The 26,989-nt window shown below is 52.0% G+C and carries 26 protein-coding genes and 1 tRNA gene; 26 read left to right on the forward strand and 1 reads right to left on the reverse strand.

The genetic code is table 11. The annotated features are described in order from the left end of the window. Positions 1-35: 35 nt before the first annotated feature. From HKT17_RS05810 to HKT17_RS05920, 23 genes are all read left to right on the forward strand, one after another. Positions 36-1,577, forward strand: a complete 1,542-nt coding sequence (locus tag HKT17_RS05810; RefSeq protein WP_105028770.1) for a 2-isopropylmalate synthase — start codon at positions 36-38, stop codon at positions 1,575-1,577. Between the two features lie 133 nt (positions 1,578-1,710). Next, entirely contained in the window at positions 1,711-1,974 is a 264-nt protein-coding gene (gene rpsO / locus HKT17_RS05815; RefSeq protein WP_008251166.1) for a 30S ribosomal protein S15, read from the forward strand. Between the two features lie 132 nt (positions 1,975-2,106). Then, positions 2,107-4,251 (forward strand): polyribonucleotide nucleotidyltransferase, encoded by a 2,145-nt coding sequence (gene pnp, locus HKT17_RS05820; protein WP_171098549.1) that lies wholly within the window; start codon positions 2,107-2,109, stop codon positions 4,249-4,251. Beyond that, positions 4,251-5,294: an NAD(P)H-quinone oxidoreductase gene (locus tag HKT17_RS05825; protein ID WP_171098551.1), complete on the forward strand. Its 1,044-nt coding sequence runs from the start codon at positions 4,251-4,253 to the stop codon at positions 5,292-5,294. Before pnp ends, HKT17_RS05825 begins: the two co-directional genes overlap by 1 nt. After that, entirely contained in the window at positions 5,291-6,076 is a 786-nt protein-coding gene (tpiA, locus tag HKT17_RS05830) for a triose-phosphate isomerase (protein WP_171098553.1), read from the forward strand. Before HKT17_RS05825 ends, tpiA begins: the two co-directional genes overlap by 4 nt. A gap of 7 nt (positions 6,077-6,083) precedes the next feature. Further along, the gene (gene secG / locus HKT17_RS05835) at positions 6,084-6,446 is read left to right on the forward strand and encodes a preprotein translocase subunit SecG (protein WP_171098555.1); all 363 of its coding nucleotides are present in this window, start codon (positions 6,084-6,086) and stop codon (positions 6,444-6,446) included. Positions 6,447-6,480: 34 nt separating this feature from the next. Beyond that, positions 6,481-6,566 (forward strand) — tRNA-Leu (locus HKT17_RS05840). An 87-nt stretch (positions 6,567-6,653) separates the two neighbouring features. Next, positions 6,654-7,013 carry an NADH-quinone oxidoreductase subunit A gene (locus tag HKT17_RS05845; RefSeq protein WP_171098558.1) on the forward strand — a complete coding sequence of 120 codons (360 nt, stop codon included), beginning with the start codon at positions 6,654-6,656 and terminating at the stop codon, positions 7,011-7,013. Between the two features lie 65 nt (positions 7,014-7,078). Further along, positions 7,079-7,555 (forward strand): NuoB/complex I 20 kDa subunit family protein, encoded by a 477-nt coding sequence (locus tag HKT17_RS05850; RefSeq protein WP_008251188.1) that lies wholly within the window; start codon positions 7,079-7,081, stop codon positions 7,553-7,555. Between the two features lie 12 nt (positions 7,556-7,567). Continuing rightward, positions 7,568-8,179, forward strand: coding sequence for an NADH-quinone oxidoreductase subunit C (locus tag HKT17_RS05855; protein WP_171098560.1), 612 nt, complete (start codon positions 7,568-7,570; stop codon positions 8,177-8,179). 2 nt (positions 8,180-8,181) lie between these two features. Next, a complete protein-coding gene (locus tag HKT17_RS05860) occupies positions 8,182-9,435 on the forward strand; it encodes an NADH-quinone oxidoreductase subunit D (RefSeq protein ID WP_171098562.1) in 1,254 nt (417 codons plus the stop codon). Positions 9,436-9,450: 15 nt separating this feature from the next. Continuing rightward, positions 9,451-9,930 (forward strand): NADH-quinone oxidoreductase subunit NuoE, encoded by a 480-nt coding sequence (gene nuoE, locus HKT17_RS05865; protein WP_105028778.1) that lies wholly within the window; start codon positions 9,451-9,453, stop codon positions 9,928-9,930. Beyond that, complete coding sequence (gene nuoF / locus HKT17_RS05870) at positions 9,927-11,222, forward strand: NADH-quinone oxidoreductase subunit NuoF (protein ID WP_040513254.1); 1,296 nt, start codon at positions 9,927-9,929, stop codon at positions 11,220-11,222. The genes nuoE and nuoF overlap by 4 nt, the downstream gene beginning before the upstream one ends. Positions 11,223-11,242: 20 nt before the next feature. Continuing rightward, on the forward strand, positions 11,243-13,519 hold the full coding sequence (gene nuoG / locus HKT17_RS05875) for an NADH-quinone oxidoreductase subunit NuoG (RefSeq protein ID WP_171098564.1): 2,277 nt from the start codon (positions 11,243-11,245) through the stop codon (positions 13,517-13,519). After that, the gene (gene nuoH, locus HKT17_RS05880) at positions 13,516-14,583 is read left to right on the forward strand and encodes an NADH-quinone oxidoreductase subunit NuoH (RefSeq protein ID WP_105028781.1); all 1,068 of its coding nucleotides are present in this window, start codon (positions 13,516-13,518) and stop codon (positions 14,581-14,583) included. The genes nuoG and nuoH overlap by 4 nt, the downstream gene beginning before the upstream one ends. A gap of 13 nt (positions 14,584-14,596) precedes the next feature. Next, entirely contained in the window at positions 14,597-15,088 is a 492-nt protein-coding gene (gene nuoI / locus HKT17_RS05885) for an NADH-quinone oxidoreductase subunit NuoI (RefSeq protein WP_008251211.1), read from the forward strand. Positions 15,089-15,118: 30 nt separating this feature from the next. Continuing rightward, positions 15,119-15,751 (forward strand): NADH-quinone oxidoreductase subunit J, encoded by a 633-nt coding sequence (locus HKT17_RS05890; protein ID WP_105028782.1) that lies wholly within the window; start codon positions 15,119-15,121, stop codon positions 15,749-15,751. Positions 15,752-15,767: 16 nt separating this feature from the next. Further along, positions 15,768-16,073 (forward strand): NADH-quinone oxidoreductase subunit NuoK, encoded by a 306-nt coding sequence (nuoK, locus tag HKT17_RS05895; RefSeq protein ID WP_008251215.1) that lies wholly within the window; start codon positions 15,768-15,770, stop codon positions 16,071-16,073. 6 nt (positions 16,074-16,079) lie between these two features. Beyond that, positions 16,080-18,065, forward strand: a complete 1,986-nt coding sequence (nuoL, locus tag HKT17_RS05900) for an NADH-quinone oxidoreductase subunit L (protein ID WP_171098566.1) — start codon at positions 16,080-16,082, stop codon at positions 18,063-18,065. 39 nt (positions 18,066-18,104) lie between these two features. Beyond that, on the forward strand, positions 18,105-19,586 hold the full coding sequence (locus HKT17_RS05905; protein ID WP_171098568.1) for an NADH-quinone oxidoreductase subunit M: 1,482 nt from the start codon (positions 18,105-18,107) through the stop codon (positions 19,584-19,586). 22 nt (positions 19,587-19,608) lie between these two features. Further along, a complete protein-coding gene (nuoN, locus tag HKT17_RS05910) occupies positions 19,609-21,090 on the forward strand; it encodes an NADH-quinone oxidoreductase subunit NuoN (RefSeq protein ID WP_240965918.1) in 1,482 nt (493 codons plus the stop codon). 44 nt (positions 21,091-21,134) lie between these two features. Continuing rightward, positions 21,135-21,437 (forward strand): DUF2818 family protein, encoded by a 303-nt coding sequence (locus HKT17_RS05915; RefSeq protein ID WP_168426943.1) that lies wholly within the window; start codon positions 21,135-21,137, stop codon positions 21,435-21,437. A gap of 86 nt (positions 21,438-21,523) precedes the next feature. Next, positions 21,524-21,952 (forward strand): hypothetical protein, encoded by a 429-nt coding sequence (locus tag HKT17_RS05920; protein WP_171098574.1) that lies wholly within the window; start codon positions 21,524-21,526, stop codon positions 21,950-21,952. Positions 21,953-22,005: 53 nt separating this feature from the next. On the opposite strand, the gene HKT17_RS05925 is transcribed toward HKT17_RS05920, so the two are convergent. Further along, positions 22,006-23,658 (reverse strand): electron transfer flavoprotein-ubiquinone oxidoreductase, encoded by a 1,653-nt coding sequence (locus HKT17_RS05925; protein WP_105028786.1) that lies wholly within the window; start codon positions 23,656-23,658, stop codon positions 22,006-22,008. A gap of 209 nt (positions 23,659-23,867) precedes the next feature. Here HKT17_RS05925 and HKT17_RS05930 point away from each other — a divergent pair, with 209 nt between their 5' ends. The 3 genes from HKT17_RS05930 to pyrG all read left to right on the forward strand — a co-directional run bounded on the left by HKT17_RS05930 (position 23,868) and on the right by pyrG (position 26,987). Further along, positions 23,868-24,572, forward strand: coding sequence for a CoA transferase subunit A (locus HKT17_RS05930; protein ID WP_171098576.1), 705 nt, complete (start codon positions 23,868-23,870; stop codon positions 24,570-24,572). A gap of 12 nt (positions 24,573-24,584) precedes the next feature. Then, positions 24,585-25,229, forward strand: a complete 645-nt coding sequence (locus HKT17_RS05935) for a 3-oxoacid CoA-transferase subunit B (RefSeq protein WP_105028788.1) — start codon at positions 24,585-24,587, stop codon at positions 25,227-25,229. Between the two features lie 111 nt (positions 25,230-25,340). Beyond that, positions 25,341-26,987, forward strand: coding sequence for a CTP synthase (gene pyrG / locus HKT17_RS05940; RefSeq protein ID WP_105028789.1), 1,647 nt, complete (start codon positions 25,341-25,343; stop codon positions 26,985-26,987). Positions 26,988-26,989: the final 2 nt, after the last annotated feature.

A 26,989-nucleotide genomic window follows, 5' to 3' on the forward strand; every position in this document is an offset into this window, starting at 1 on the left:
TTGTTGTATCCTTAGAGCATAATCAGGAGAACAGCATGTCAGACCGCCTCATCATATTCGATACCACCCTGCGCGACGGCGAACAAAGCCCTGGCGCATCCATGACTCGCGAAGAAAAAATCCGCATCGCCAAGCAGCTGGAAAAACTGAAGGTTGATGTGATAGAGGCCGGTTTCGCCGCCTCCAGCAATGGCGATTTCGAAGCCATCAAATCCATTGCCTCGGTCATCAAAGACTCCACCGTGTGTTCTTTGGCCCGTGCAAACGACAAAGACATTACGCGGGCAGGTGACGCGCTGGCACCCGCCGAGCGCCGCCGCATTCACACCTTCATTGCCACGTCGCCCCTGCACATGGAGGTGAAGCTGCGAATGACGCCCGACCAGGTTCTGGAGCAGGCCGTGAAAGCAGTGAAGCTGGCCTTGCAATACACCGACGATGTCGAGTTTTCCGCTGAAGATGGCTACCGCTCGGAATTGCCTTTCCTTGCCAAGGTTTGTGAGGCGGTCATCAAGGCCGGCGCCAAAACAATCAATATTCCCGACACTGTGGGGTATGCCGTGCCCTCCTTGTATGGAGAGTTCATGCGCGACTTGCGCACCTTGACGCCCAACAGCGACAAGGCGGTGTGGTCCGTTCACTGTCACAACGATTTGGGTATGGCGGTGGCCAACTCCCTGGCGGGCGTGGCCATTGGTGGTGCGCGGCAGGTGGAGTGCACCATCAACGGACTGGGCGAACGCGCAGGCAACTGTTCGCTCGAGGAAATTGTGATGGCGGTTAAAACCCGTCGTGATTTCTTCGATCTGGATGTCGGTATTGATACCACTCAAATTGTGTCTGCCAGCCGCCTGGTCAGCAATATTACGGGCTTTGTGGTTCAGCCCAACAAAGCCATTGTAGGGGCCAACGCCTTTGCCCATGCATCTGGTATTCACCAAGATGGTGTGCTGAAAGCGCGCCAAACCTATGAAATCATGACAGCCGAGGATGTGGGGTGGTCTGCCAATAAAATCGTGTTGGGCAAGCTGTCGGGTCGCAATGCCTTCAAGCAGCGCCTGGAAGCCTTGGGTATTGAAATGGAAAGCGAGCAGGCGTTGAACGACACTTTCCAGCGCTTCAAGGACCTTGCCGACCGTAAAGCCGAAATTTTTGATGAAGATATTCATGCCCTGGTTTCCGGTGACGGCGCAGGTGGAGAGTCCGAGCACTACCGTTATGTGTCTCTGGTTCAGCATTCTGAGACGGGTGAGCGCCCCAAAGCGCGTGTTGTGTTCTCAATCGATGGCCGTGAAGTGGTCTCTGAAAGTCAGGGCAACGGGCCTGTAGACGCCACGGTAAAAGCCATTGAGGCCGAAGTGCAAAGCGGTGCTGAGTTGTTGCTGTTCTCGGTCAACGGCATTACCTCAGGTACCACTGAATCGCAGGGCGAGGTTACGATGCGGCTGCAAAAGGGTGGGCGAATCGTCAATGGCGTGGGTGCAGATCCCGACATTGTGGTTGCCTCAGCCAAGGCTTATCTGTCTGCTCTCAATAAATTGCAGTCAAAGCACGAAAAGTTGAATCCCCAGGTTTGATTTTTGTGCAATTTCCAATACAATAGCGGGTTCAGGTGACCACCTTTTAATTAATTGCAATTGGCGGTGGTCTTTTTACACGGAACTGCGGTTGCCATTGTGGCTGCAAGTTCACGCAAGTGGAGTAATAAAGATGTCAGAAATCAATAAAGCGGCAATTCTTGCCGAATATCAACGCGCCAAGGGCGACACAGGTTCTCCCGAGGTTCAAGTGGCATTGTTGACAGCCCGAATCAACTCGTTGACCGATCACTTCAAGGCCAACGCCAAAGACCATCACTCACGCCGCGGTTTGCTGCGCATGGTGTCTCGTCGTCGTAAGCTGCTTGATTACCTCAAGCGCAAAAACGCAGATGCCTACCGCAACCTGATCAGCAGCTTGGGTCTACGCAAGTAATTGGTCGCTGCTACAAGCCGTTGATTTGACTCAAATGCCTGCAACCCCGGTTGTGGGCATTTGTGTTTTAAAACTGACGGGCTCTCGCATCCGGGTATTGGCCCGGCGAGATTACTAAAAGGAAAAGACAAAGTGTTTGAAATTCATAAAGAAACGTTCCAGTACGGTCAACACACAGTGACCCTGGAAACCGGTGAAATTGCCCGTCAAGCGGGTGGCTCTGCAATCGTTACTGTAGACGACACCGTTGTATTGGCCACTGTAGTGGCCGCCAAGTCGGCGAAGCCTGGTCAAGATTTTTTCCCATTGACTGTTGATTACGTTGAAAAATTCTATGCTGCCGGCCGTATCCCCGGTGGTTTCTTCAAGCGTGAAGGCAAGGGTACTGAGCAAGAAACCCTGAATGCACGCTTGATCGATCGTCCATTGCGCCCTCTGTTCCCTGAAGGCTTCTTCAATGAAGTGCAGGTAACTCTGACTGTCATGTCGATTAACCCCGAAGTGAATCCAGACATTCCCGCCATGTTGGGTGCGTCTGCTGCGCTGTCCATCGCCGGCATTCCTTTCAATGGCCCTGTTGGCGGTGCTCGTGTGGGTTATATCAATGACCAGTACGTGCTGAACCCCACAGCCACACAGTTGAAAGACAGCAAAATGGACCTGATCGTTGCGGGTACCGAAGCTGCGGTGCTGATGGTTGAGTCTGAAGCTCACGAGTTGTCCGAAGAAATCATGCTGGGCGGCATCATGTTCGGTCACGAACAAATGCAAACTGCAATCAATGCCATTCACGCGCTGACTGCCAAAGCTGGCAAGCCTGAATGGGACTGGAAAGCTGCACCTGCCAACGAGCCTTTGGTTGCGGCCATTACCGAGTTGGCCGGCGAAAAGCTTGCTGCTGCCTACAAAATGACTGAAAAGCAGGCACGTAGCCAGCGCTTGAAGGAAATTTCAGCGGAAGTAGCCGCTGAATTGCCTTCCAAGTTGACTGAGGAGCAGCGTGCAGCAATCACCAATGCGGACATTGGCGATGTCATGTTTGGTCTCGAAGCCAAAATTGTTCGTGGCCAAATTTTGAATGGTGAACCACGTATCGATGGCCGCGACACACGCACCGTGCGCCCCATTACTGTTCGTACTGGGGTATTGCCACGTGCACACGGTTCCGCTTTGTTCACACGTGGCGAAACACAGGCTTTGGTAGTTACCACCTTGGGTACCGGCCGTGACGAACAAATGATTGATGCGGTTGCCGGTGAATATCGCGACCGCTTCATGTTCCATTACAACATGCCCCCGTATGCCACTGGCGAATGTGGTCGCATGGGTGCACCAAAGCGTCGTGAAATCGGTCATGGTCGCTTGGCACGCCGCGCGGTTGAAATGATGTTGCCCGCGCCTGAAGATTTCCAATACACCATGCGCGTGGTGTCAGAAATCACTGAATCCAATGGTTCAAGCTCTATGGCGTCTGTGTGCGGTGGTGCATTGTCTTTGATGGACGCAGGTGTTCCCTTGAAACAGCTGGTGGCCGGTATTGCCATGGGCCTGATCAAGGAAGACAACAAGTTTGCGGTACTCACAGACATTCTGGGTGATGAAGATCACCTGGGCGACATGGACTTCAAGGTTGCCGGTACTGAGAATGGTGTGACTGCGCTGCAGATGGACATCAAGATTCAGGGCATCACCAAAGAGATCATGCAGGTTGCGCTGGCGCAGGCCCGTGAAGGCCGTATGCACATTCTGGGTATCATGAAAGAGGCCACAGGTGGCAGCGTAGGCGAATTGTCTGCCTACGCCCCTCGCATGATCACCATGAAGATCAACCCTGAAAAGATCCGTGACGTGATTGGCAAAGGTGGTGCAACCATTCGTGGCATTACCGAGCAAACTGGTGCAAGCATCGACATCAAGGAAGACGGTTCTATTACCATCGCCTCGGTTGATGGTGATGCTGGTGAGCGTGCCAAAAAGCTGATTGAAGACATCACGGCTGAGGTTGAAGTTGGCGCTGTGTATGAAGGCACCGTGTTGAAGTTGCTCGATTTCGGTGCAATTGTCAGCGTGTTGCCAGGCAAGGATGGTTTGTTGCACATCTCCCAAATTGCCAACGAGCGCGTGAACACGGTTGGTGATTTCTTGAAAGAAGGCCAGGTTGTGAAGGTTAAGGTGTTGGAGGCCGATGAAAAAGGTCGCTTGCGCTTGTCCATGAAAGCCTTGCTGACTCCTGAAGCGCCTGCTGAGCAAGCATCTGAAGGCTCAAGCGAAGGTTGATGAGTACAGCGCTTTTACAACAACTGCCCGTTAGCATGAGGGCAGTGGGTGTGAAAGCCCCCGGTGGCGTAGATCAGCTTGATTTGATCGAGCTACCGGTGCCGTCACCCAAGCCAGGTGAGGTGCTTATTCAGGTTAAGGCCGCCGGGGTAAATCGCCCCGATGTTCTTCAACGCCTGGGTTTGTACCCGCCGCCCCCTGATGCCAATCCTAACCTTGGGTTGGAAGTGTCTGGCGTGGTTGTGGCCGTGGGTGCAGGTGTCTCTGAAAGCATGTTGGGTAGCCCCGTCATGGCTTTGTGCAATGGTGGGGGTTACGCGGAATATGCATGCGCGCCTGCAGGGCAATGCATGCACATACCGGAAGGTTTAAGTTTCACCGAGGCGGCCAGCCTGCCCGAGGTGTATATGACCGTTTGGCAAAACCTGTTCATGAAGGGTGGTGCCAAGGCGGGTCAAACTGTATTGATTCATGGGGGCAGCAGTGGCATTGGCACGGCTGCCGTCCAGCTTTGCAAGAAACACGGGTTGCGAACCCTTGTTACTGTTGGTAGCCAGGAGAAAGCCGATTTTTGCCTGGGTTTGGGGGCGGAGAAAGCCTACCTGTACAAAACCCAAGACTGGGAGCAGTTGGTATTGCAGGATACGCAACAGCAGGGTGTCGATTTGATTCTCGACATGGTTGCGGGCGAATACCTGAATAAAGATTTAGGCTGCGCAAAACCCCAAGGAATGGTGATAGTAATTGCCCTTTTGGGTGGGCGTTTTGCAAATATTGATGCGGCAAAGTTGATGACCAAGCAAGTGGTGTTGACTGGCACTACCTTGCGCCCGCGTTCTGCTGAGTTCAAGGCAGATTTGGCGCGACAGGTTGAAAGTGAATTGAGAGAAGGTTTTTCCTCTGGAGTGCTGAAATCGCTGGTTCAAGCCAATTTCGCACTTGATGACGTTGCCCAGGCGCACCTGTTGATGGAGTCGGGCAACTCCTTGGGAAAAATTGTGCTCTGCATTGAGAATCAAGGAAGGGAATCAGGACAAACATGAGCGAGACAAACAAACAAAATTCAAGAAAGAAGTTGGTGGCTGGTAACTGGAAGATGAATGGCAGCTTCGATTCGAACGAGGCGCTTGTTCTGGGCTTTCTGCCCGAAGTTGATGATCAGGTTGATGTATCCGTATTTTGTCCTTTTCCTTATCTGTCGCAGGTCGGCAAGCTGTTGGAAGATCAACGTGTGACTTTCGGTGCGCAAGACGTATCGGCAAAGCCAGGTGGTGCTTACACTGGTGATGTTTCAGTGGACATGCTCAAAGAGTTTGGCGTGAAGCAGGTGCTGGTGGGACACTCCGAGCGCCGCCAATACCACGCTGAAAGCAGTGTGGCAGTGGCCGAGAAGGCGGTTGCAGCCATTCAGGGCGGTATTACGCCAATTGTTTGTGTGGGTGAAACGCTTGCAGAACGAGAAGCGGGGAAGGTTGAGGCAGTGATTGCCTCTCAGCTGGACCCGGTTGTTGAGCGTTGTTCAAAGTTTGTTGAAAGCGGCACCTGGAACCTGGTGATTGCCTACGAACCCGTTTGGGCAATTGGCACTGGCGTCACCGCCAGTCCCGAACAGGCGCAAGAGGTGCATGCCATGATTCGAGCCCGATTAAATGCCATGTTGGGGCCGGAAGTGGCTCAGAACACCCGAATTTTGTACGGCGGAAGTGTAAAGCCGGGCAATGCAAGCGAGATTTTTGCAAAAGTTGACATTGATGGTGGCCTAATTGGTGGTGCCGCTTTGTCTTCTGATGATTTCTCTGGAATAATACGCGCCGCGAGAGGTTAAATAATTTATGAGCATTTTCAATACATTCTTGGTGGTCATGCAGATCATCTCTGCAATCGCCGTAATCGTTCTTGTTTTGCTGCAGCACGGCAAGGGCGCAGACATGGGCGCAGCCTTCGGCAGCGGCTCATCCGGCAGCCTGTTTGGTGCAACCGGATCGGCGAATTTCTTGAGCCGGGCCACAGGCTTTTGTGCTACAATCTTTCTGCTTTGCACACTGGGTTTGGCCTTTTATTCTAGGGCCGGCGTCGAAGCAGAATCCAGTGGTGTGATGGAGGCCATTCAGGCTTCTCCAGCAGAGGGAACGGCAACCCCTGCGGAGACCAAGCCGGCTGAGCCAAAAACGCCCGTGCAGGACATTCCAAAGTAATTCGTTGCGAAGCAATGTGTTGCAGCAACAATATGCCGACGTGGTGGAATTGGTAGACACGCTATCTTGAGGGGGTAGTGGCCACAGGCTGTACGAGTTCGAGTCTCGTCGTCGGCACCAAGGTTTAAATCAAAGCCGGTCTTGTACATAACGACCGGCTTTTTTTCGGGCTAATCGAAGGCCATTAGGGTTTACACGGGAGTCACAGTGAATTTAGAGTCTTATTTTCCAGTGTTGTTGTTCATCCTTGTGGGGATCGGTGTAGGCGGTGGTGCCATGCTGGTCGGTCGAGTTCTCGCCCCCCACCGCCCTGACGGGCAAAAACTTTCCCCATACGAGTGTGGTTTTGAAGCCTTCGAAGATGCACGCATGCAATTCGATGTGCGCTATTACCTCGTTGCCATTCTTTTTATTCTGTTCGATCTCGAAATCGCCTTTCTCTTCCCCTGGGCTGTGGCCTATCGGGAAATTGGTCCAGTCGGTTTCTGGGCCATGATGATTTTTCTGGGTGTTCTGGTGGTGGGCTTCATTTATGAATGGACCCGCGGTGCGCTGGACTGGGAATAAGTTGTCGAATAAGCGGGCTATTTACGGGCAATTGATCGCCCCACTTTCGTGAAGGTAGTAAGCAAATGGGTATTGACGGCGTTTTAAACGAAGGTTTTATCACCACCACGGCTGACAAGTTGATCAACTGGGGTCGCACAGGTTCGCTTTGGCCGATGACATTTGGTTTGGCGTGTTGTGCTGTTGAAATGATGCATGCGGGTGCCAGTCGCTACGACCTGGACCGTTTCGGCATTATTTTCCGCCCCAGTCCGCGCCAATCCGACCTCATGATTGTTGCAGGCACGCTGTGCAACAAAATGGCACCGGCTTTGCGCAAGGTATACGACCAAATGGCCGAGCCGCGCTGGGTCCTATCCATGGGCTCTTGTGCCAATGGTGGTGGTTACTATCACTATTCGTATTCGGTGGTTCGGGGTTGTGATCGCATCGTACCCGTTGATGTGTACGTGCCTGGCTGCCCACCCACAGCGGAAGCGCTCATGTACGGTCTGCTCCAGTTGCAGAACAAGATCAAAACAACTTCCACCATTGCGCGATAAGGGGTTCTATTCATGACACAGAACCAAACTTTGAGCCTGGAAAAGTTAAGCGCCGACCTTGCCGCCGCGCTCGGTGATCGTATTGTTGAATGCAAAGTGGCCTTCGGTGAAGTGAACCTGACGGTGAAGGCAGATTCCTATTTTGAATCGTGCACGATACTTCGCGACCATGAGAACCTGCAGTTTGAACAGCTGATCGACCTGTGTGGCCTTGACCGCAGTGAGTATGGCAATGAATTGAATGAATCCCAGCGTTTCTGGGTGGTGTGTCAGTTGTTGTCAGTGTCCAAAAACATGCGTGTGCGTCTGAAGGTGTGCTGTCCTGACGACGATCTGCCCACTGTTGCCTCGGTAATCGACGTTTGGTCTTCTGCCAACTGGTATGAGCGCGAGGCGTTCGATTTGTACGGCATTGTGTTCGAGGGGCACCCCGACTTGCGTCGCATTTTGACCGACTATGGTTTTGTGGGCCATCCGTTCCGCAAAGACTTCCCCTTGTCTGGTCATGTTGAAATGCGATACGACCCAGAGTTGGGCCGTGTCGTGTACCAACCCGTCACCATTGAGCCGCGTGAAATTACACCCCGCATCATTCGCGAACCTCAATATGGTGGAGCGAAATAATCATGGCTGAAATTAAAAACTACACCCTGAACTTTGGTCCCCAGCACCCCGCCGCACACGGTGTGTTGCGTTTGGTGCTTGAACTGGATGGTGAAGTGGTGCAACGTGCCGACCCACATATCGGTTTGCTGCACCGTGGCACTGAGAAACTGGCTGAGCACAAAACATTCATTCAATCGCTGCCGTACATGGACCGCCTTGATTACGTGTCCATGATGTGCAACGAGCATGCTTACTGCATGGCCATTGAAAAGCTCTTGAACATCGAAGTACCTGTTCGCGCGCAATATATTCGCGTGATGTTCGACGAAATCACCCGCATTCTGAACCACCTGCTGTGGCTGGGTGCTCACGGTCTTGATGTGGGTGCGATGGCGGTGTTTCTGTACGCCTTCCGTGAACGTGAGGATTTGATGGACTGCTACGAGGCAGTGTCAGGTGCACGTTTGCACGCCGCATATTTCCGCCCCGGTGGCGTGTATCGGGACCTTCCGGACCGCATGCCCCAGTACAAACCTTCCAAGGTTCGTTCAGCTAAAAAAGTGGATGCACTAAACAAGAATCGTCAAGGTTCGTTGCTTGATTTTCTGGATGACTTCACCCAGCGTTTCCCGAAGTACGTGGATGAGTACGAAACCCTGCTGACGGATAACCGAATCTGGAAGCAGCGTTTGGTCGGCGTGGGTGTAGTTACACCTGAACGCGCTTTGTCCATGGGCTTTACCGGTCCCATGTTGCGAGGCTCGGGCATTGCCTGGGACTTGCGCAAGAAGCAACCTTACGAAGTGTATGACCGTCTGGATTTCGACATACCTGTGGGCAAGAACGGCGATTGCTATGACCGCTATTTGGTGCGTGTTGAAGAAATGCGCCAGTCGAACAAAATTATCAAGCAGTGTATCGATTGGTTGCGTGTCAACCCTGGCCCCGTAATGAGCGACAACCACAAGGTGTCGCCACCCAAGCGCGTGGACATGAAGACCAACATGGAAGAACTGATCCACCACTTCAAGCTGTTCACCGAAGGTATGCACGTGCCCGAGGGTGAGTCCTATGCAGCGGTTGAGCACCCCAAGGGTGAGTTTGGTATTTACTTGGTCGCAGATGGCGCAAACAAGCCCTATCGCTTGAAAATTCGCGCGCCGGGCTTTGCACACCTGCAAGGATTGGACGAAATGTCTCGTGGTCACATGCTGGCTGACGTGGTTACCATCATCGGTACCCAAGACATCGTGTTCGGTGAAATTGATCGCTAAGGATTGAATTGAATCATGAAGTTGAGCGAAAACGCCTATCGTTTGATAGACAAAGAACTGACCAAATACCCGGCTGACCAAAAAATTTCGGCGGTCATGGCGGGCTTGCGCATTGCCCAGGTGGAACTTGGCTGGTTGCCCACTGATGCAATCGAGGCAGTTGCCGAATACCTGGAAATTCCACCGATTGCGGCGTATGAAGTGGCCACGTTCTACAACATGTACGACACCAAAAAAGTGGGCAAGTCGAAGATTGTTGTGTGTACGAACTTGCCATGTGCATTGTCCGGCGGTACCGATGCAGCCGAATACTTGAAGAAAAAACTGGGTATTGATTACAACGAAACCACCAAAGACGGCCTGTTCACCCTGAAAGAAGGTGAGTGCATGGGCGCTTGCGGCGATTCCCCAGTGATGTTGGTGAACAACCACCGCATGTGCAGTTTTATGAGCAACGAGAAAATCGATGCGCTGGTAGAGGAGTTGAAGTCATGACTTGTTTGCACGGACGACACATTAACCCGGTAATTTTGGCTGGTCTCGATGGCAGCAACTGGGACCTGAAAGGTTACGAAGCACGTGGTGGTTACAAGGCGCTGCGCAAAATCCTGACTGAAGGTATTTCTCAAGAAGACGTCATTGCAGAAGTGAAGAAGTCTGCGTTGCGCGGTCGTGGAGGCGCGGGTTTTCCAACCGGCCTGAAATGGAGCTTCATGCCCCGCCAGTTTCCGGGTCAAAAGTATTTGGCCTGTAACTCGGATGAAGGCGAGCCAGGCACATTTAAAGACCGCGACATTTTGCGTTACAACCCGCACTCAGTCATCGAAGGCATGGCGATCGCCGCATACGCCATGGGCATTTCCGTGGGTTACAACTACATTCACGGCGAGATCTGGGAAACCTACGAACGCTTTGAAGAAGCACTGGAACAGGCTCGCGCTGCTGGGTACCTGGGCGATAACATCATGGGTTCGAAGTTCAGCTTCCAGCTGCATGCACACCAGGGTTATGGCGCTTACATTTGCGGTGAAGAAACCGCGCTGATTGAGTCTATCGAAGGCAAAAAGGGCCAACCTCGTTTCAAGCCACCGTTTCCGGCTTCCTACGGCATTTACGGCAAGCCCACCACCATTAACAACACAGAAACATTCGCTGCGGTGCCGTTCATTATTCAGAATGGCGGCGACTGGTTTCTCGAGCTGGGTAAGCCTAACAACGGCGGCACGAAGATTTTCTCGATTTCCGGCGATGTTGAAAAGCCCGGCAACTATGAAATTCCCCTGGGAACACCCTTTGCAACCTTGCTTGAAATGGCTGGTGGCATGAAGGGTGGCCGCAAGATCAAGGCTGTGATTCCGGGTGGTTCGTCCATGCCCGTGTTGCCCGGTGACGTGATGATGGCCACCGACATGGACTACGACTCCATCGCAAAAGCGGGCTCTATGTTGGGTTCAGGTGCGGTTATCGTGATGGACGAAACACGCTGCATGGTGAAAAGCCTGTTGCGCCTTTCTTATTTTTATTACGAAGAAAGCTGTGGCCAATGTACGCCTTGCCGTGAAGGCACAGGTTGGTTGTACCGAATCATCAACCGCATTGAACACGGAGAAGGTCGCCCTGAAGACCTGGACATGTTGAACTCGATTGCCGACAACATTCAGGGGCGCACCATTTGTGCGCTGGGCGATGCTGCTGCCATGCCAGTTCGTGCTTTCCTGAAACATTTCCATGAAGAATTTGAGCATCACATCACACACAAGTCGTGCATTGTGCCGGCTTACGTTTGATTCCCTGCGGGTAGATACAAATGGTTGAACTAGAGATTGATGGTGTAAAAGTTGAAGTGGCCGAGGGCAGCATGCTCATGGACGCCGCTGAGAAGGCAGGCAGCTATGTGCCTCACTTTTGCTATCACAAAAAATTGTCGATTGCGGCCAACTGCCGCATGTGTCTGGTCGATGTAGAAAAAGCGCCCAAGCCTTTGCCCGCTTGCGCTACACCTGTGTCGCCCGGCATGATTGTTCGCACCAAAAGCGAAAAAGCCGTGAACGCCCAAAAAAGCGTCATGGAATTTTTGCTGATTAATCACCCGCTTGATTGCCCGATTTGCGACCAAGGTGGCGAGTGTCAGTTGCAGGACATCGCAGTGGGTTACGGTGGCGTGTCTTCACGCTATCAGGAAGAAAAGCGCGTTGTATTTTACAAAGACATCGGCCCGCTGGTTTCTGCGCAGGAAATGAGCCGTTGCATTCACTGTACACGTTGCGTGCGTTTTGGCCAGGAAGTGGCAGGCGTCATGGAACTGGGCATGGCCAATCGTGGTGAACATTCAGAAATTCTGAGCTTTGTGGGCAATTCTGTGGATTCAGAATTGTCGGGCAACATGATTGATCTGTGTCCCGTGGGCGCACTCACATCCAAGCCTTTCCGTTACAACGCCCGCACTTGGGAAATGGCGCGTCGCAAGTCAGTTGCCGCCCATGACAGTCTGGGTTCTAACGTGGTGGTTCAGGTCAAAGCCGACAAAGTCATGCGCATTGTTCCGCAAGAAAATGACAGTGTGAACGAGTGCTGGATTTCGGACCGTGACCGTTTTAGTTACGAAGGCTTGCTGTCAACTGATCGTCTGACTGAACCGATGATCAAGAAGAACGGTCAGTGGGTAACAACTGACTGGCAAACCGCGCTGAATGTGGCGTTTGAAGGTTTGAAGAAAGCCCGCCGGGAATCGACGGACCTGAACAGCATTGCGATGTTGGTTTCACCGAACAGCAGCTTCGAGGAAATGGCCTTGGCCAAAGCCTTGATGACAGGCCTTGGTTCAACAAGCATTGATGCAGGCTTGCGGCACAGTGCAAACTTGAGCCTGGTCGGTGCCAAGCCTTGGTTGGGTACCTCAATTCAACAGTTGGCAGATGCGGAATCCATCGTTGTAGTGGGTGCTGACCCCCGCAATGATCAGCCTTTGCTGACCCAGCGTATTCGCCAAGCTGCAAAGCAGGGCGCCCGTGTGGTGCTGGTGAATGCAGGTGGATTGGATCCATTGATGCCAAAAGCCGTGTGGCTGAAGGCTGCTCCTTCGAAGTGGGCTGATACATTGAATCACCATGCTGTGGCCAACGCACTAAGCGCGCCTGAAGGTGGCAAGTTTGTGTTGATCGGCCAACAGGTGTTGATGAGCCCATTTGCAGGCCAAGTGTTGGCCAAGGCGGTCGAGTTGGCCAAATCAACAGGTGCCACATTGGGCTTCCTGGGCGATGGTGCCAATTGGGTCGGGTCTTTCGTGGCAGGCATTCAAGCCAGCGCCCATGGTGGCAAAAATGCTCAAACCATGCTGGATGGCAAGGCCAAAGCAGCCATTGTTTTTGGTGCTGAACCAGACTTGGACAGCGTGCAGGGACAGAAGATTGTGCGCGGTCTGATCGATGCGGAATTTGTGGTACAAGCCAGTGCGTTTGTGGGCAATGCCAAGCAGTATGCGGATGTGTTGTTGCCCATTGCGCCCAGCACTGAAACCTCGGGCACTTTCATCAACATCGCAGGCACTGCTCAAACATTCAAAGCGGCGGTTCGCCCTCTGGGTGAAACACGCCCAGGCTGGAAGGTGTTGCGAGTGTTGGGCAATTTGCTGGGCCTGGAAGGTTTTGAGTTCAACAGTTCTGAAGAAGTATTGAAAGCATTCTTGCCTGCCAATCTTGCTGCTTCGCTGAGCAATACGATTCCTGAACAAACGGTGGCCGGAGTGGCTCTAAGTGGAAACCTTGAATTGGCTGCTTTTGCGCCAATTTACGACACCGATGCATTGGTTCGTCGTGCCGACTCGCTGCGCAAAACCAAGGCTGCCAAACCGGCACTTGCACAAATCAGTGCGCAAACAGCCGGGTTATTGGGTGTCAAGTCTGGTGACAAAATTCAATTGACAGACTCTGAGGGCGGCACGTTGCGGGCTGCGGTTCTAGTGAATAAAACAATTGCTGACAACACAGTGTTGGTGCCAATGGGGCGTGTGGATTCGCAAAGCCTGCGCACCGTGTTTGGGGGTGTTACGGTCGAGGCAGTGGTGGCCAGCGAGGTGCAGGCATGAGTTCACCCATCGACATGATCACGACCTTTGGTTCTGATTTACTCGGACCAGCCTGGGTGCCCGTTTGGACTCTGATCAAGATTTTGACTATCACCTTGCCGTTGCTGGGTTGCGTCGCTTATCTGACCTATTGGGAACGCAAAATGATTGGCCGCATGCACATTCGCATGGGTCCAAGTTATGTGGGCCCAATGGGTTTGCTTCAGCCGATCGCCGACGCGGTCAAGATGATGTTCAAGGAAATCATCGTGCCGATGAACGCCAACAAAGGCTTGTTCATCATCGCGCCGATCATGACCATCATGCCGGCCTTGGCGGCATGGGCAGTCATCCCGTTTGGGCCAGAAACCGTTTTGGCCAATGTGAATGCTGGTTTGCTTTACCTCATGGCCATTACATCGCTTGAGGTGTACGGCGTGATCATTGCAGGCTGGGCATCCAACTCCAAGTACGCCTTCCTGGCCGCCATGCGTGCTTCTGCGCAAATGGTGTCCTATGAATTGGCGATTGGTTTTGTGCTGGTCACCGTATTGCTGGTGGCGGGCAGCCTGAACATGACTGACATCGTGATGACTCAAACCACCGGTCAGTTCGCCGATATGGGCTTGAACTTCCTGTCCTGGAACTGGTTGCCTTTGTTGCCCTTGCTGGTGATCTACATGATCTCTGCGGTGGCTGAAACCAACCGCCACCCCTTTGACGTGGTTGAAGGGGAATCCGAAATTGTGGCGGGCCACATGGTGGAATATTCCGGCATGACCTTTGCCATTTTCTTCCTGGCCGAATACGCCAACATGATTTTGCTGTCCTGTTTGGCTGCGATCATGTTCTTCGGTGGTTGGGACGCGCCAGTCGCATTCCTGAGTTTCATTCCAGGCTGGATCTGGCTGGGTATTAAAACCTTCTTGCTGGTGTCGATGTTCATCTGGTTCCGTGCATCATTCCCGCGTTACCGCTACGACCAGATCATGCGTCTGGGCTGGAAGGTGTTCATTCCGTTGACACTGGTTTGGCTGGTGGTGGTTGCTGCCTGGATGCAGACTCCCTGGAACATCTGGAATTAATTGAGAGCGAACCATGTTTCAAGTTGTTAAAGAATTTTTGAACAGTCTGTTGCTGCGCGAGATGCTGAAAGGCATGGCGCTCACCATGGGTTATATGTTCACTCAACCCATCACGGTGCTTTACCCGATGGAGAAAACACCGATGTCGCCACGTTTTCGTGGATTGCACGCCTTACGTCGCTATGAAAATGGCGAAGAGCGCTGCATTGCATGCAAATTGTGTGAAGCAGTATGCCCGGCCATGGCAATTACGATTGAATCGGAACAGCGCGAAGACGGCACACGCCGGACCAGCCGTTACGACATTGATTTGACCAAGTGTATTTTTTGCGGTTTCTGTGAAGAATCGTGCCCGGTGGATTCAATTGTAGAAACACATATTCACGAATATCACGGTGAGAAGCGCGGTGATTTGTATTTCACCAAAGAAATGCTGCTGGCTGTGGGCGATCGTTATGAGGCTGAAATTGCAGCCAACCGCGAAGCCGATGCGGCCTACCGTTAACTCGATACAAAACTTAGAAGACTAAATGCAATGGATGCAATAACCGGTTTCTTTTATGTGTTCGCCGCCATTTTGGTATTTGCAGCGGTGCGCGTAATCACCGCCAGCAATGCTGTACATGCAGCTTTGTACCTGGTCCTTTCGTTTTTCTCTGCATCTGCCCTGTGGATGTTGCTGGAGGCCGAGTTCCTGGCCATTTCACTGGTGCTGGTTTATGTGGGTGCGGTGATGGTGCTGTTCCTGTTCGTGGTCATGATGGTCGATGTGAACATGGACAAGGTACGTGCTGGCTTCTGGAAAAACCTGCCGGTGGCTGCCATCGTCGGCTCGCTGATCGCTTTCCAAATGTCAGTAGTATTGCTGCGTGGCTTTTGGGATCCCAATCTGGAAACGCCAGAACAGGCTGCCAACAACACTCAAGCCTTGGGTAAGTTGCTGTACACCGAGTATTTGTATCCGTTTGAAGTGGCTGCCTTGATTTTGTTGGTGGCGATGGTTGCGGCGATCGCGCTGACCTTGCGCAAGCGCAAGGACACGAAAGGCCAGGTGCCTTCAGACCAGGTTCGCGTGAAGTCAACTGACCGCGTGAAGCTTGTGAGCATGCCTGCTGATCTTGACCGCAAACAAACCAAAAGCGACACCACTGACGGTCGCCAAGCCTAACCGGGAATAGACAACAATGATTTCACTTTCTCATTACCTCGTGCTGGGCGCGATTTTGTTCTCGATCAGCGTGATTGGCATTTTCCTGAACCGCAAAAACCTGATCGTGATTCTGATGGCCATTGAACTGATGCTTCTGGCCGTGAACATGAACTTCGTTGCGTTTTCTCACTTCTTGGGCGATTTGTCCGGGCAGTTGTTCGTTTTCTTTATTCTCACAGTGGCCGCTGCCGAGTCCGCAATTGGTTTGGCAATCCTGGTGGTCCTTTTCCGCAACATGAATTCAATCAACGTCGAAGATCTCGACCAGCTAAAGGGGTAAGCGCGAATGAATCCCTTGTATTTGATCGTTCCGTTTGCTCCGCTGGTCGGCGCCATTCTTGCCGGTTTCTTCGGCAAGCAAATTGGCCGTGCTGGTGCGCACACAGCAACCATTGCTGGCGTTGCCATTTCCTTGATTGCTTCCATTCTGGTGTTCATGGACGTGATGGAGGGCAATACCTTCAACGGCACCCTCTATGAATGGGCTGTTGTGGGCACTTTGGTGTTTGAAGTCGGTTTCCTGATTGATACCCTGACAGCCACGATGATGTTGGTGGTGACCAGTGTGTCACTCATGGTGCATATCTATACGATTGGCTATATGGAGGAAGACGAAGGTTATCAGCGCTTCTTCTCTTATATTTCGCTGTTCACCTTCTCCATGTTGATGCTTGTGATGAGCAACAACTTCCTGCAGTTGTTCTTTGGCTGGGAAGCGGTGGGTCTTGTTTCATACTTGCTGATTGGTTTTTGGTATACCAAGCCAACAGCCATTTACGCCAACCTGAAAGCGTTTCTCGTAAACCGAGTGGGCGACTTCGGTTTTATTCTCGGGATTGGCTTGATTATGGCTTCCGCGGGTTCCATGAACTACGCCGAGGTGTTTGCGCAAGCAGATAACCTTGCTGGCCAAACCATGCCAGGCACTGACTGGCCTTTACTGGCTGTAGCCTGTATCTGCCTGTTTATCGGTGCCATGGGCAAGTCAGCCCAATTCCCGCTGCATGTGTGGCTGCCCGATTCAATGGAAGGCCCCACACCGATCTCCGCCTTGATTCATGCAGCCACCATGGTGACCGCAGGTATTTTCATGGTCAGCCGGATGTCACCGTTGTTTGAACTCAGCGACATCGCTTTGAACTTTGTGTTGGTGATAGGCTCAATCACGGCGCTGTTCATGGGCTTTCTGGGCATCATTCAAAACGACATTAAACGAGTGGTGGCATATTCAACGCTATCGCAGTTGGGTTATATGACAGTGGCCTTGGGTGTGTCCGCTTACCCCGTCGCCATTTTCCATCTAATGACGCACGCTTTCTTCAAGGCCTTGTTGTTCCTGGGCGCGGGTTCCGTGATTATCGGCATGCACCACGATCAGGACATTCGCCACATGGGCGGTTTGTGGAAGTACATGCCAATTACATGGCTCACTTCCTTGTTGGGATCGCTTGCCTTGATTGGTACGCCGTTCTTTTCGGGCTTCTACTCGAAAGACAGCATCATTGAGGCAGTGCACTTCAGTACCCTGCCAGCTGCCGACTTCGCTTATTTCGCTGTGGTGGCTGGTGTATTCATCACTGCGTTCTACAGCTTCCGCATGTATTTCCTGGTGTTCCATGGCAAAGAGCGTTTCCATGACGTTCAGCACCATGACGACCATGGTGATGATGATCATCATGCCCATCACGGACCTGTACAGCCGCACGAATCACGCTGGGTGGTTACCTTGCCCTTGATCTTGCTGGCAATTCCCTCGGTAATCATTGGTTATATTGCGGTTGAGCCCATGTTGCATGGCACCTTTTTTGAGGGTGTGATCACGATTAATCCAGAACACGGTGCAATGGCAGGCCTCAGCAGTATTTTCCATGGTGCCGCGGCCATGGGTGTTCATTCTTTGCAAACGGCGCCATTCTGGCTCGCCTTGGGCGGTGTGGTTGCCGCAGCAGTTTGCTACCTGTGGGTACCAGCGATTCCGGCAGCGTTCATGAAGGCTTTGAAGCCAGTGCACACTTTGCTGGACAACAAGTACTACATGGACAAGTTCAACGAAGTGGTGTTTGCCGGTGGGGCTCGTGGCCTGGGCGAGGCGCTTTGGAAGTTTGGTGACCGTATGTTGATCGATGGTTTATTGGTCAATGGCAGTGCCAAACTGGTAGGTTTGATCTCGGGTGTGGTTCGATTCGCGCAAAGTGGTTTTATTTACCACTATGCGTTCGCGATGATTCTTGGCGTGTTGGCCATGATCATCACTTTCATCACACTCAAATAACAAAGGCGGAACCTCGGTTCTTACGATTGGAAAATATCAATGTCTAACAATATTCCTTATCTGAGTTTGGCGATCTGGCTGCCAATTGCCTTTGGTGTTTTGATCATGGCCTTGGGCAATGACAAAAACGCAGGTGCCGTGCGGGGTGCCTCCCTGATTGCAGCGCTAATCAGTTTTCTGGTTACCTTGCCTTTGTACTTCGGTTTTGACACCAGCACCGCCCAATTGCAGTTTGTCGAGAACTTGCCCTGGATTGAGGCCTTCGGCGCTTCGTATGGTCTGGGCGTTGACGGTTTGTCGGTGTGGTTTGTCATCTTGACAGCACTCATCACCATCTTTGTGGTGGTGGCAGCTTGGGAAGTAATCACCGAGAAAGTTGCGCAGTACATGGCCGCTTTCCTGATTTTGTCGGGCTTGATGGTGGGTGTTTTTGCTGCCACCGATGGTTTGCTGTTTTATGTATTCTTTGAAGCAACGCTGATCCCGATGTACATCATCGTGGGTGTGTGGGGTGGTCCTAACCGAATTTATGCGGCCTTCAAGTTCTTCTTGTACACCCTGCTGGGTTCTTTGCTCACCTTGGTTGCGATCATTTATCTGCAATTCCAGTCAGGCACATTCGAAATTGCGGCATGGCATAAATTGCCCTTGGGCATGACTGAGCAAATACTGATTTTCCTGGCTTTCCTCATGGCGTTTGCCGTGAAGGTGCCTATGTGGCCAGTTCACACTTGGTTGCCAGATGCGCACGTTGAAGCGCCCACGGGTGGTTCCGTGGTACTGGCTGCAATCATGTTGAAGCTGGGTGCTTACGGCTTCCTGCGTTTCAGTATGCCGATTGCTCCAGATGCAAGCCATGAACTGGCCGGCTTCATGATTACTTTGTCGCTGATCGCCGTGGTGTATATCGGTGTGGTTGCCTTGGTTCAGAAAGACATGAAAAAGCTGGTGGCTTATTCATCCATCGCACACATGGGCTTTGTGACCTTGGGTTTCTTCATGTTTCAGGACCTGGCAGTGCAGGGCGCCATCATCCAGATGATTTCTCACGGTTTTGTCTCGGGCGCCATGTTCCTGTGTATCGGTGTACTTTACGACCGCGTTCACAGCCGTGAAATTTCTGCATATGGTGGCGTTGTGAACACCATGCCCAAATTTGCAGCGTTTTTCCTGTTGTTTGCAATGGCCAACTCGGGTCTCCCCGCCACCAGTGGTTTTGTGGGCGAGTTCATGGTGATTCTGGGTGCAGTGAAGTACAACTTCTGGATTGGTTTACTGGCTGCGACCACCCTTATTTTTGGTGCGGCTTATTCGTTGTGGATGTACAAGCGCGTGGTGTTTGGTGAGGTAGCCAACGACAACGTGAAAGAATTGACCGATGTGAACACCCGCGAATTCTTGATGCTGGGTGCATTGGCAATTCTGGTCATGGCCATGGGCCTGTACCCCAAACCTTTTACTGACGTGTTGCAGGTGTCTGTCGATGCCTTGTTGCAACATGTGGCTCAGTCCAAGCTTTAATTGAGGAATGTTCGTGGATCAGATGAATCTCTCACTCGCTATTCCTGAAATTGCCCTGGCGCTTTTCGCCTGTGCATTTCTGATTGCCGACAGCGTGACCAAAGGCCGAATCCTGCCAATACTGCACAATATAGTGGTGTTGTTTTGCATCGGTTTGGGTGTGTATTGCCTGGCGCAGGTGCCTACAGCAGGTACAGACTTGGCTTTCTCCAATATGTACATTGCTGACAGCATGGCTTTGGTCTTGAAAGGCTTTTCTGCCCTGGCCATTGCATTCACCCTGATAGTGGGTGCGAGCTATGCCAAAGATCGCGACATGTTCAAAGGAGAGCTGCACGCTTTGGTGCTGTTTGCCTTGCTTGGCCAGATGATCATGATTTCTGCCAACAACCTGTTGTTGGTGTACCTGGGTGTCGAACTGTTGTCGCTTAGCCTGTATGCCGCCGTGGCCATGCAGCGAGACAATGTACGCGCTACCGAAGCTGCGATGAAGTATTTTGTTCTTGGCGCCTTGGCTTCAGGTTTCCTGTTGTATGGCATGTCGATGATTTACGGCGCCACAGGGTCGTTGAATCACGCTGATATCGCATTTGCTGCAACCGCAGCTGTGTCGGGTCAAAAATCAATTGTTTTTGTATTTGGTATCGTGTTTCTGGTGGCGGGCCTCGCCTTCAAGCTGGGTGTGGTTCCTTTCCACATGTGGGTGCCTGATGTGTATCAGGGTTCGCCTTCCATCTCGACCTTGCTGATCAGTGGCGCACCCAAACTGGCTGCATTTGCCATGTTGATGCGCCTGCTGGTGGATGGTCTTTTCGTGATGGCATTTGACTGGCAAAACATGTTGATGGTTTTGGCAATTGCCTCGCTGGCCATAGGCAACCTCACCGCGATTGCACAAACCAGCTTGAAACGCATGTTGGCGTATTCAACCATTGCGCAAATGGGCTTCATGTTGCTGGGTTTCCTCTCCGGCATCAGTGGTCAAGGCGCCGGGCAAGACACTGGCAATGCTGCCCAGGCTTATTCCTCGGCCATGTTCTACAGCATTACCTATGTGCTGACCACCCTCGGTACTTTTGGCGTGATTATGGTGATGTCGCGCAAAGGTTTCGAGGTTGAAAATATCAGTGATCTGAAAGGGTTGAACAAGCGTGCACCATGGTTGGCCTTGATTATGTTGTTGCTGATGTTCTCACTGGCAGGTATTCCACCCATGGTGGGTTTTGCTGCCAAGTTGTCAGTTTTGAAAGCCTTGTTGGCCACTGGTCAGGTTTGGTTGACTGTCTATGCAGTGATGTTCAGCCTGGTGGGTGCGTTCTATTACATTCGTATTGTGAAAACGATGTATTTTGAAGCCCCTGCTGATGAAACTGAAATTGTGATGGGCAATGATGCACGCGCCGTGTTGGGTTTGAACGGCTTGGCTGTGATCGCGCTGGGCTTGCTGCCTGCGCCTCTAATGGCTTATTGCATGACTGCAATTCAGCAAACACTGGCTGGTTAATTATAATAAATTCGGCTTTTTTGAATATTCACGGGAGGTAGGTTTTGACGCAAACGATCGGGCATTGGTTGTTGTTTGGCTTGGCCTTGCTGTTTGCGAACCTGCCTTTTGTAAGCAACCGCATTATGGGTGTTTTGCCTGTGGCCAAAAAGGGCGGTTGGACCCGGGTGATTGAGGTAATCGCAGGCTACTTCATTGTTGGCCTGATCGGCTTCGCAATTGAAGGAAGCTTGAGCCAGGTAACTCCCCAGCGTTGGGAATTTTATGCCTTAACAGCTTGTCTGTTTCTTGTGTTTGCTTTTCCAGGGTTTGTGTACCGTTTCCTGTGGCGATCGCCGAAAGGTTAGGTTCGCATTCCGCCGTCTTTTTTGTCTGTACTCCCACTGCACCTGTCTTGCGTTGAAAGTAAACGTCCTTTCAAGGAAACCCTGTTATGAAACGTTTGCTGATCGGCGTAATTGCACCCGCCTTATTCGTACTTGCAGCGTGCACAAATTCGCCGGAAGTTACCACTCGAAAATTGCAGTTTCTTGCCAAAACTGATTGTGAGTTGGTTTACAAGTCGGCGGGTGCTCAGGTGATCGAGAACTTCTGTGAAACAGAATGGAAACCGGTCACGATTCACATTGCGGACCAGAAATATTCAGTGGACTGGATTGATGAGGAAACCAGTCGCGGGTTGTTTGAGCAAGGGTGTGGGCAAACAGCAGCTTGTTACTACGAGCTGACGCTGGATGGTGTAACAGTCAATGGCAAATTTGCCTACGTGACCGATTTGCTCAAAGGGGAATACACCTTCGAGATTGACGCGAATGAAAATTCTGAACTATTGAATGCAACTACAACCGATTTGGAATCTTGATTGCTTTGTCGCTGACAAAAACGCCGACCTTCAGGTCGGCGTTTTTGTTTCGATTACATATTGGGGTAGTTGGGGCCGCCACCACCTTCCGGTGTTACCCACACAATGTTTTGCGTGGGATCTTTGATGTCGCAGGTTTTGCAGTGTACGCAGTTTTGCGCATTGATCTGCAATTGGTCCTTTCCATCTTCCTTCTTCACGTACTCATACACACCAGCCGGGCAGTAGCGCTGTTCCGGACCAGCATAGGTGGTCAGGTTTGTCGCCACCGGCACATCTGCATTTTTCAATGTCAGGTGTGCAGGCTGGTTTTCTTCGTGGTTTGTGTTGGAAATGAACACGGAGCTCAAACGATCAAACGTGATTTTCCCGTCAGGTTTCGGGTAGTTGATCGGCTGAAACTCAGAGGCAGGACGCAGGCATTCATGGTCTGCGTGCTTGTGATGCAGTGTCCAGGGTACCTTGCCCTTAAACAGCTTTTGCTCGATACCCACCATCATGGTGCCGGTGTACAAACCTTTGCTCATCCACTGTTTGAAGTTGCGCGCGCGGTACAGTTCATCAAACAGCCAAGAGTCGTGGAAGGCCTTTGGATAGGCTTCCAGCTCGTCGCCAGCGCGGTCTTGTGCCAGGGCGTCTGCGATCGCATCGGCGCACAGCATGCCACTCTTGATCGCGGCGTGAGAACCTTTGATTCGCGAGGCATTCAAAAAGCCAGCATCACAACCCACAAGCGCGCCGCCTGGAAATACCAGTTTTGGAAGGCTCATCAGGCCGCCTGCCGCAATGGCGCGTGCGCCGTAGGAGATGCGCTTCCCACCTTCAAAGTACTTGCGAATTTCAGGGTGTGTTTTGTAGCGCTGAAATTCTTCAAATGGAGACAGATAGGGATTCTCGTAGGCCAGGCCCACCACAAAACCCACTGCAACCTGGTTATTTTCGAGGTGGTAAAGGAATGAACCACCGTAGGTGCTTGAATCGAGAGGCCAGCCACCGGAGTGAATCACCAAACCTGGCTTGTGCTTGGCTGGGTCGATTTCCCACAGTTCTTTTAAGCCGATACCATACACCTGTGGATCACGGCCTTCGTTCAGATTAAATTTCTCAATGACGCGTTTGCCCAAATGGCCGCGTACACCTTCAGCAAACACGGTGTATTTGGCATGCAGTTCCATGCCGGGTTGGTAAGCGTGGGTGTGTTCCCCGTCTTTGCCAATGCCCATGTCGCCGGTTTGCACGCCTTTTACGGCACCTTTGTCATCGTACAGAATTTCCGCACCTGCAAACCCAGGAAATACTTCTACGCCCAAAGCCTCCGCCTGTTCTCCAAGCCAGCGCACAACATTGGCCAGGCTGATTACATAATTGCCGTGGTTCTGAAAACATTCGGGCAACAGGGCGTTGGGTACTTTCTTGGCGGAGGTTTCGGTCAGGAACAAAAACTGGTCTTCCGTCACTTCCGTGTTCAGTGGGGCGCCGCGCTCTTTCCAGTCAGGAAAAAGTTCGGTGATTGCGCGTGGGTCCATGACCGCGCCTGACAAAATATGGGCGCCAACCTCAGAGCCTTTCTCCAAAACGCACACATTGATTTCCTGGCCTTTTTCTGCGGCCACTTGTTTCAGGCGAATGGCTGTTGACAGGCCAGCAGGGCCTCCGCCAACTACCACTACGTCGTATTCCATCATGTCTCTTTCGACAGCCGACATTGGGTGCGTCTCCTTAAAATTTGTCGCGGGTGCTACAGCTAGATGCAGCTTTGATTTTAAGCCGAAAGCTTATTGCATATCGGGAAAAAATAGTTGACTTTGATCTCTAGTCTGAGAAACTTGATTTTGTGCGTTGCAGCAAGAAGTTTGTAAGCGCTTAAACGTTAAACTAACGGCACAAATTCAAAGCATGAGGAATAAAAATGGGGATGAATAAAGTATCAGCCAGTGCCACAGAGGCTTTGGCGGACAAGATCAAAGACGGGATGACGCTTGCTGTGGGTGGTTTTGGCCTCTGTGGCATTCCAGAGGCGCTGATTGACGCGGTTCGTGCATCTGGTGCAAAAAACCTCACGGTGATCTCAAACAACGCAGGTGTGGACGGTTTCGGTTTGGGGCGTCTGCTGGAAACCAGGCAGGTTCGCAAAATGATTTCGTCGTATGTTGGCGAGAACAAGGAATTTGAGCGCCAGTACCTCAGTGGTGAACTGGAACTGGAATTCACGCCGCAGGGCACTTTGGCCGAAAAGCTGCGCGCTGGTGGTGCTGGTATTCCCGCGTTCTTCACCAAAACTGGTTTTGGAACCGTGATTGCCGAGGGTAAGGAAACCCGAGTGATCAATGGGGAAAATTATGTGTTGGAACACAGTCTGAAGGCGGATATTTCATTGGTAAAAGCGTGGAAGGCAGACACTTCGGGCAACCTTATTTATCGCCTTACCGCGCGCAATTTCAACCCTGAATGTGCTGCAGCTTCAAAATTCACTGTGGTTGAGGTTGAGGAAATTGTGGAGGTGGGCGCGCTCGATCCCAACTTTATTCATACCCCCGGTATTTACGTGCAGCGTGTGGTGTTGAATGCCAATCCTGAAAAGCGGATTGAGAAACGTACCCTGGCGACCACAGCACAATAAGGAGAACAACAAATGGCATGGAATCACGATGAAATGGCAGCACGCGCAGCGCGTGAATTGCAAGACGGTTTTTATGTAAATTTGGGTATTGGATTGCCCACCCTGGTCAGTAACCACATTCCTGACGGCATGGATGTGATGCTGCAAAGTGAAAACGGATTGTTGGGTATTGGCCCATTCCCGACCGAGGCGCAGGTGGATGCGGATTTGATCAATGCGGGCAAGCAAACCGTGACTACACTGGATGGGTCGGCATTCTTTTCCAGCTCGGAGTCTTTCGCAATGATTCGCGGCGGGCACATTAACTTGGCCATTTTGGGTGCCATGCAGGTGAGCCAAAAGGGCGACTTGGCCAACTGGATGATTCCTGGCAAGTTGGTGAAAGGCATGGGTGGTGCCATGGATTTGGTGGCTGGTGTTTCCCGTGTTGTGGTGCTGATGGAGCATGTGGCCCGCAAGAAAGACGGCACCACCGACCTTAAAATTCTGCCGGAATGCACCTTGCCGTTGACAGGCAAAGGTGTGGTCAATCGCATTATCACTGACCTTGCGGTGATGGATGTGGGCTTGGAAGGCCTCCAGGTGCTTGAGATTGCACCGGGCGTGTCTAGAGAAGAACTCCAAGAAAAAACAGGGTGCGAACTGAAGTTTAGTTAAGATCACTGGCATGGACCAAGCGCGCTCAGGTTATAATTCTGCTTTCAAACAGCGCACAATTCGCTCAATTGTGCGCCCTACTGAGCGCCGAACAGAGCGCCGCCTGGCACTATGACCAAATATGTATTCGTTACCGGCGGGGTTGTCTCGTCCCTTGGCAAAGGTATTGCCGCAGCATCTTTGGCCGCGATTCTTGAAAGTCGCGGTCTGAAAGTCACCATGCTCAAACTGGACCCGTACATCAACGTGGACCCCGGCACCATGAGCCCATTCCAGCACGGCGAGGTGTTTGTCACCGAAGACGGCGCCGAAACTGATCTGGACCTGGGGCACTACGAGCGCTTCATTTCCACGAAAATGAAGAAGTCAAACAACTTCACCACCGGCCAGATTTATGAATCTGTGCTGCGCAAAGAGCGTCGCGGCGAATACCTTGGCAAAACCGTTCAGGTGATTCCCCACATTACCAATGAAATTCAAGCTTTTATTGAGAAAGGTGCGCGCGCAGCCTGGGGCGGTGAAACCGATGTGGCCATTGTTGAAATTGGCGGCACCGTAGGTGACATTGAGTCTTTGCCATTCCTTGAAGCCGTTCGCCAGATGAGCCTGCGCCTGGGCCGCAACAGTGCGTGTTTTGTGCACCTCACATTGGTGCCATTTATTGCTTCTGCCGGTGAACTGAAAACCAAGCCTACCCAACACAGTGTACAAAAACTCAGGGAAATCGGTATTTATCCCGATGCCTTGCTGTGTCGCGCCGATCGCCGTATTCCCGATGACGAGCGCGCCAAGATTTCCATGTTCTCGAATGTGCAACTGGAAGCTGTTATTTCCGTTTGGGACGCTGACACCATTTACAAAATTCCAGCCATGCTTGAAGCCCAAAAGCTTGATGACATTGTGCTGGAAAAGCTGAACATTGAAGCGCCTCGCGCAGATTTGTCGAAGTGGGCTGAAATTGTACATGCGCAGGAAAATCCCGAGCAAAACATCACCATTGGCATGGTGGGCAAGTACGTCGATTTGACCGAGTCGTATAAATCCCTGATCGAAGCCTTGAATCATGCTGGCTTGCACACACGAACCAAGGTGAACATCAATTACATCGACTCCGAGGAAATTGAAGCCCACGGTACTGAAAGTTTGAAGAAGCTGGATGCCATTTTGGTGCCCGGTGGTTTTGGCAAGCGCGGCACGGAAGGCAAAATCAAGGCGATTCAATATGCCCGAGAAAACAAGGTGCCTTACTTGGGCATTTGTTTGGGCATGCAGTTGGCCGTGATTGAATTTGCGCGACATTGCGCGGGGTTGCCCAAAGCCAACTCGACCGAATTTGACAGCCTGGCCGATACGCCAGTGGTGGCCCTGATCACCGAGTGGAAAGACAGCACAGGTAAAGTCGAGCTTCGATCCGACCAAAGCGATTTGGGCGGCACCATGCGCCTGGGCTCGCAGCGCTGCCCGATCAAGCCCGGCACTTTGGCTGAATCCATCTATGGTCCCGAGGTGAATGAGCGCCATCGTCACCGTTATGAGGTGAACAATAACTATGTGCCTCAACTTGAAGAGGCCGGCCTGCGTATTTCTGCCCGTACGCCGACTGAAAATTTGCCGGAAATCATGGAATTGCCAGATCACCCTTGGTTTTTCGGCGTGCAGTTTCACCCCGAATTCACCAGCACCCCACGAGACAGCCACCCCTTGTTTTTGGCCTACGTGAAGGCTGCTTTGGCCCACAAATTGGCCAAAGCGTTATAAGC

This window comes from Limnobacter sp. SAORIC-580 (assembly GCF_013004065.1).
Lineage (GTDB): Bacteria > Pseudomonadota > Gammaproteobacteria > Burkholderiales > Burkholderiaceae_B > Limnobacter > Limnobacter profundi.

Excerpts from the sequence above, each read along its gene's own strand:
- HKT17_RS05930 (WP_171098576.1), top strand. The coding sequence starts at position 23,868 with ATGAATAAAGTATCAGCCAGTGCCACAGAGGCTTTGGCGGACAAGATC.
- nuoE (WP_105028778.1), top strand. The coding sequence starts at position 9,451 with ATGAAGTTGAGCGAAAACGCCTATCGTTTGATAGACAAAGAACTGACC.
- nuoH (WP_105028781.1), top strand. The coding sequence starts at position 13,516 with ATGAGTTCACCCATCGACATGATCACGACCTTTGGTTCTGATTTACTC.
- pyrG (WP_105028789.1), top strand. The coding sequence starts at position 25,341 with ATGACCAAATATGTATTCGTTACCGGCGGGGTTGTCTCGTCCCTTGGC.
- nuoN (WP_240965918.1), top strand. The coding sequence starts at position 19,609 with ATGAATCTCTCACTCGCTATTCCTGAAATTGCCCTGGCGCTTTTCGCC.
- HKT17_RS05825 (WP_171098551.1), top strand. The coding sequence starts at position 4,251 with ATGAGTACAGCGCTTTTACAACAACTGCCCGTTAGCATGAGGGCAGTG.
- nuoK (WP_008251215.1), top strand. The coding sequence starts at position 15,768 with ATGATTTCACTTTCTCATTACCTCGTGCTGGGCGCGATTTTGTTCTCG.
- HKT17_RS05920 (WP_171098574.1), top strand. The coding sequence starts at position 21,524 with ATGAAACGTTTGCTGATCGGCGTAATTGCACCCGCCTTATTCGTACTT.
- nuoL (WP_171098566.1), top strand. The coding sequence starts at position 16,080 with ATGAATCCCTTGTATTTGATCGTTCCGTTTGCTCCGCTGGTCGGCGCC.
- rpsO (WP_008251166.1), top strand. The coding sequence starts at position 1,711 with ATGTCAGAAATCAATAAAGCGGCAATTCTTGCCGAATATCAACGCGCC.
- HKT17_RS05860 (WP_171098562.1), top strand. The coding sequence starts at position 8,182 with ATGGCTGAAATTAAAAACTACACCCTGAACTTTGGTCCCCAGCACCCC.
- HKT17_RS05850 (WP_008251188.1), top strand. The coding sequence starts at position 7,079 with ATGGGTATTGACGGCGTTTTAAACGAAGGTTTTATCACCACCACGGCT.
- nuoF (WP_040513254.1), top strand. The coding sequence starts at position 9,927 with ATGACTTGTTTGCACGGACGACACATTAACCCGGTAATTTTGGCTGGT.
- HKT17_RS05810 (WP_105028770.1), top strand. The coding sequence starts at position 36 with ATGTCAGACCGCCTCATCATATTCGATACCACCCTGCGCGACGGCGAA.
- HKT17_RS05890 (WP_105028782.1), top strand. The coding sequence starts at position 15,119 with ATGGATGCAATAACCGGTTTCTTTTATGTGTTCGCCGCCATTTTGGTA.
- nuoG (WP_171098564.1), top strand. The coding sequence starts at position 11,243 with ATGGTTGAACTAGAGATTGATGGTGTAAAAGTTGAAGTGGCCGAGGGC.
- nuoI (WP_008251211.1), top strand. The coding sequence starts at position 14,597 with ATGTTTCAAGTTGTTAAAGAATTTTTGAACAGTCTGTTGCTGCGCGAG.
- tpiA (WP_171098553.1), top strand. The coding sequence starts at position 5,291 with ATGAGCGAGACAAACAAACAAAATTCAAGAAAGAAGTTGGTGGCTGGT.
- HKT17_RS05925 (WP_105028786.1), bottom strand. The coding sequence starts at position 23,658 with ATGTCGGCTGTCGAAAGAGACATGATGGAATACGACGTAGTGGTAGTT.
- HKT17_RS05905 (WP_171098568.1), top strand. The coding sequence starts at position 18,105 with ATGTCTAACAATATTCCTTATCTGAGTTTGGCGATCTGGCTGCCAATT.
- secG (WP_171098555.1), top strand. The coding sequence starts at position 6,084 with ATGAGCATTTTCAATACATTCTTGGTGGTCATGCAGATCATCTCTGCA.
- HKT17_RS05855 (WP_171098560.1), top strand. The coding sequence starts at position 7,568 with ATGACACAGAACCAAACTTTGAGCCTGGAAAAGTTAAGCGCCGACCTT.
- HKT17_RS05935 (WP_105028788.1), top strand. The coding sequence starts at position 24,585 with ATGGCATGGAATCACGATGAAATGGCAGCACGCGCAGCGCGTGAATTG.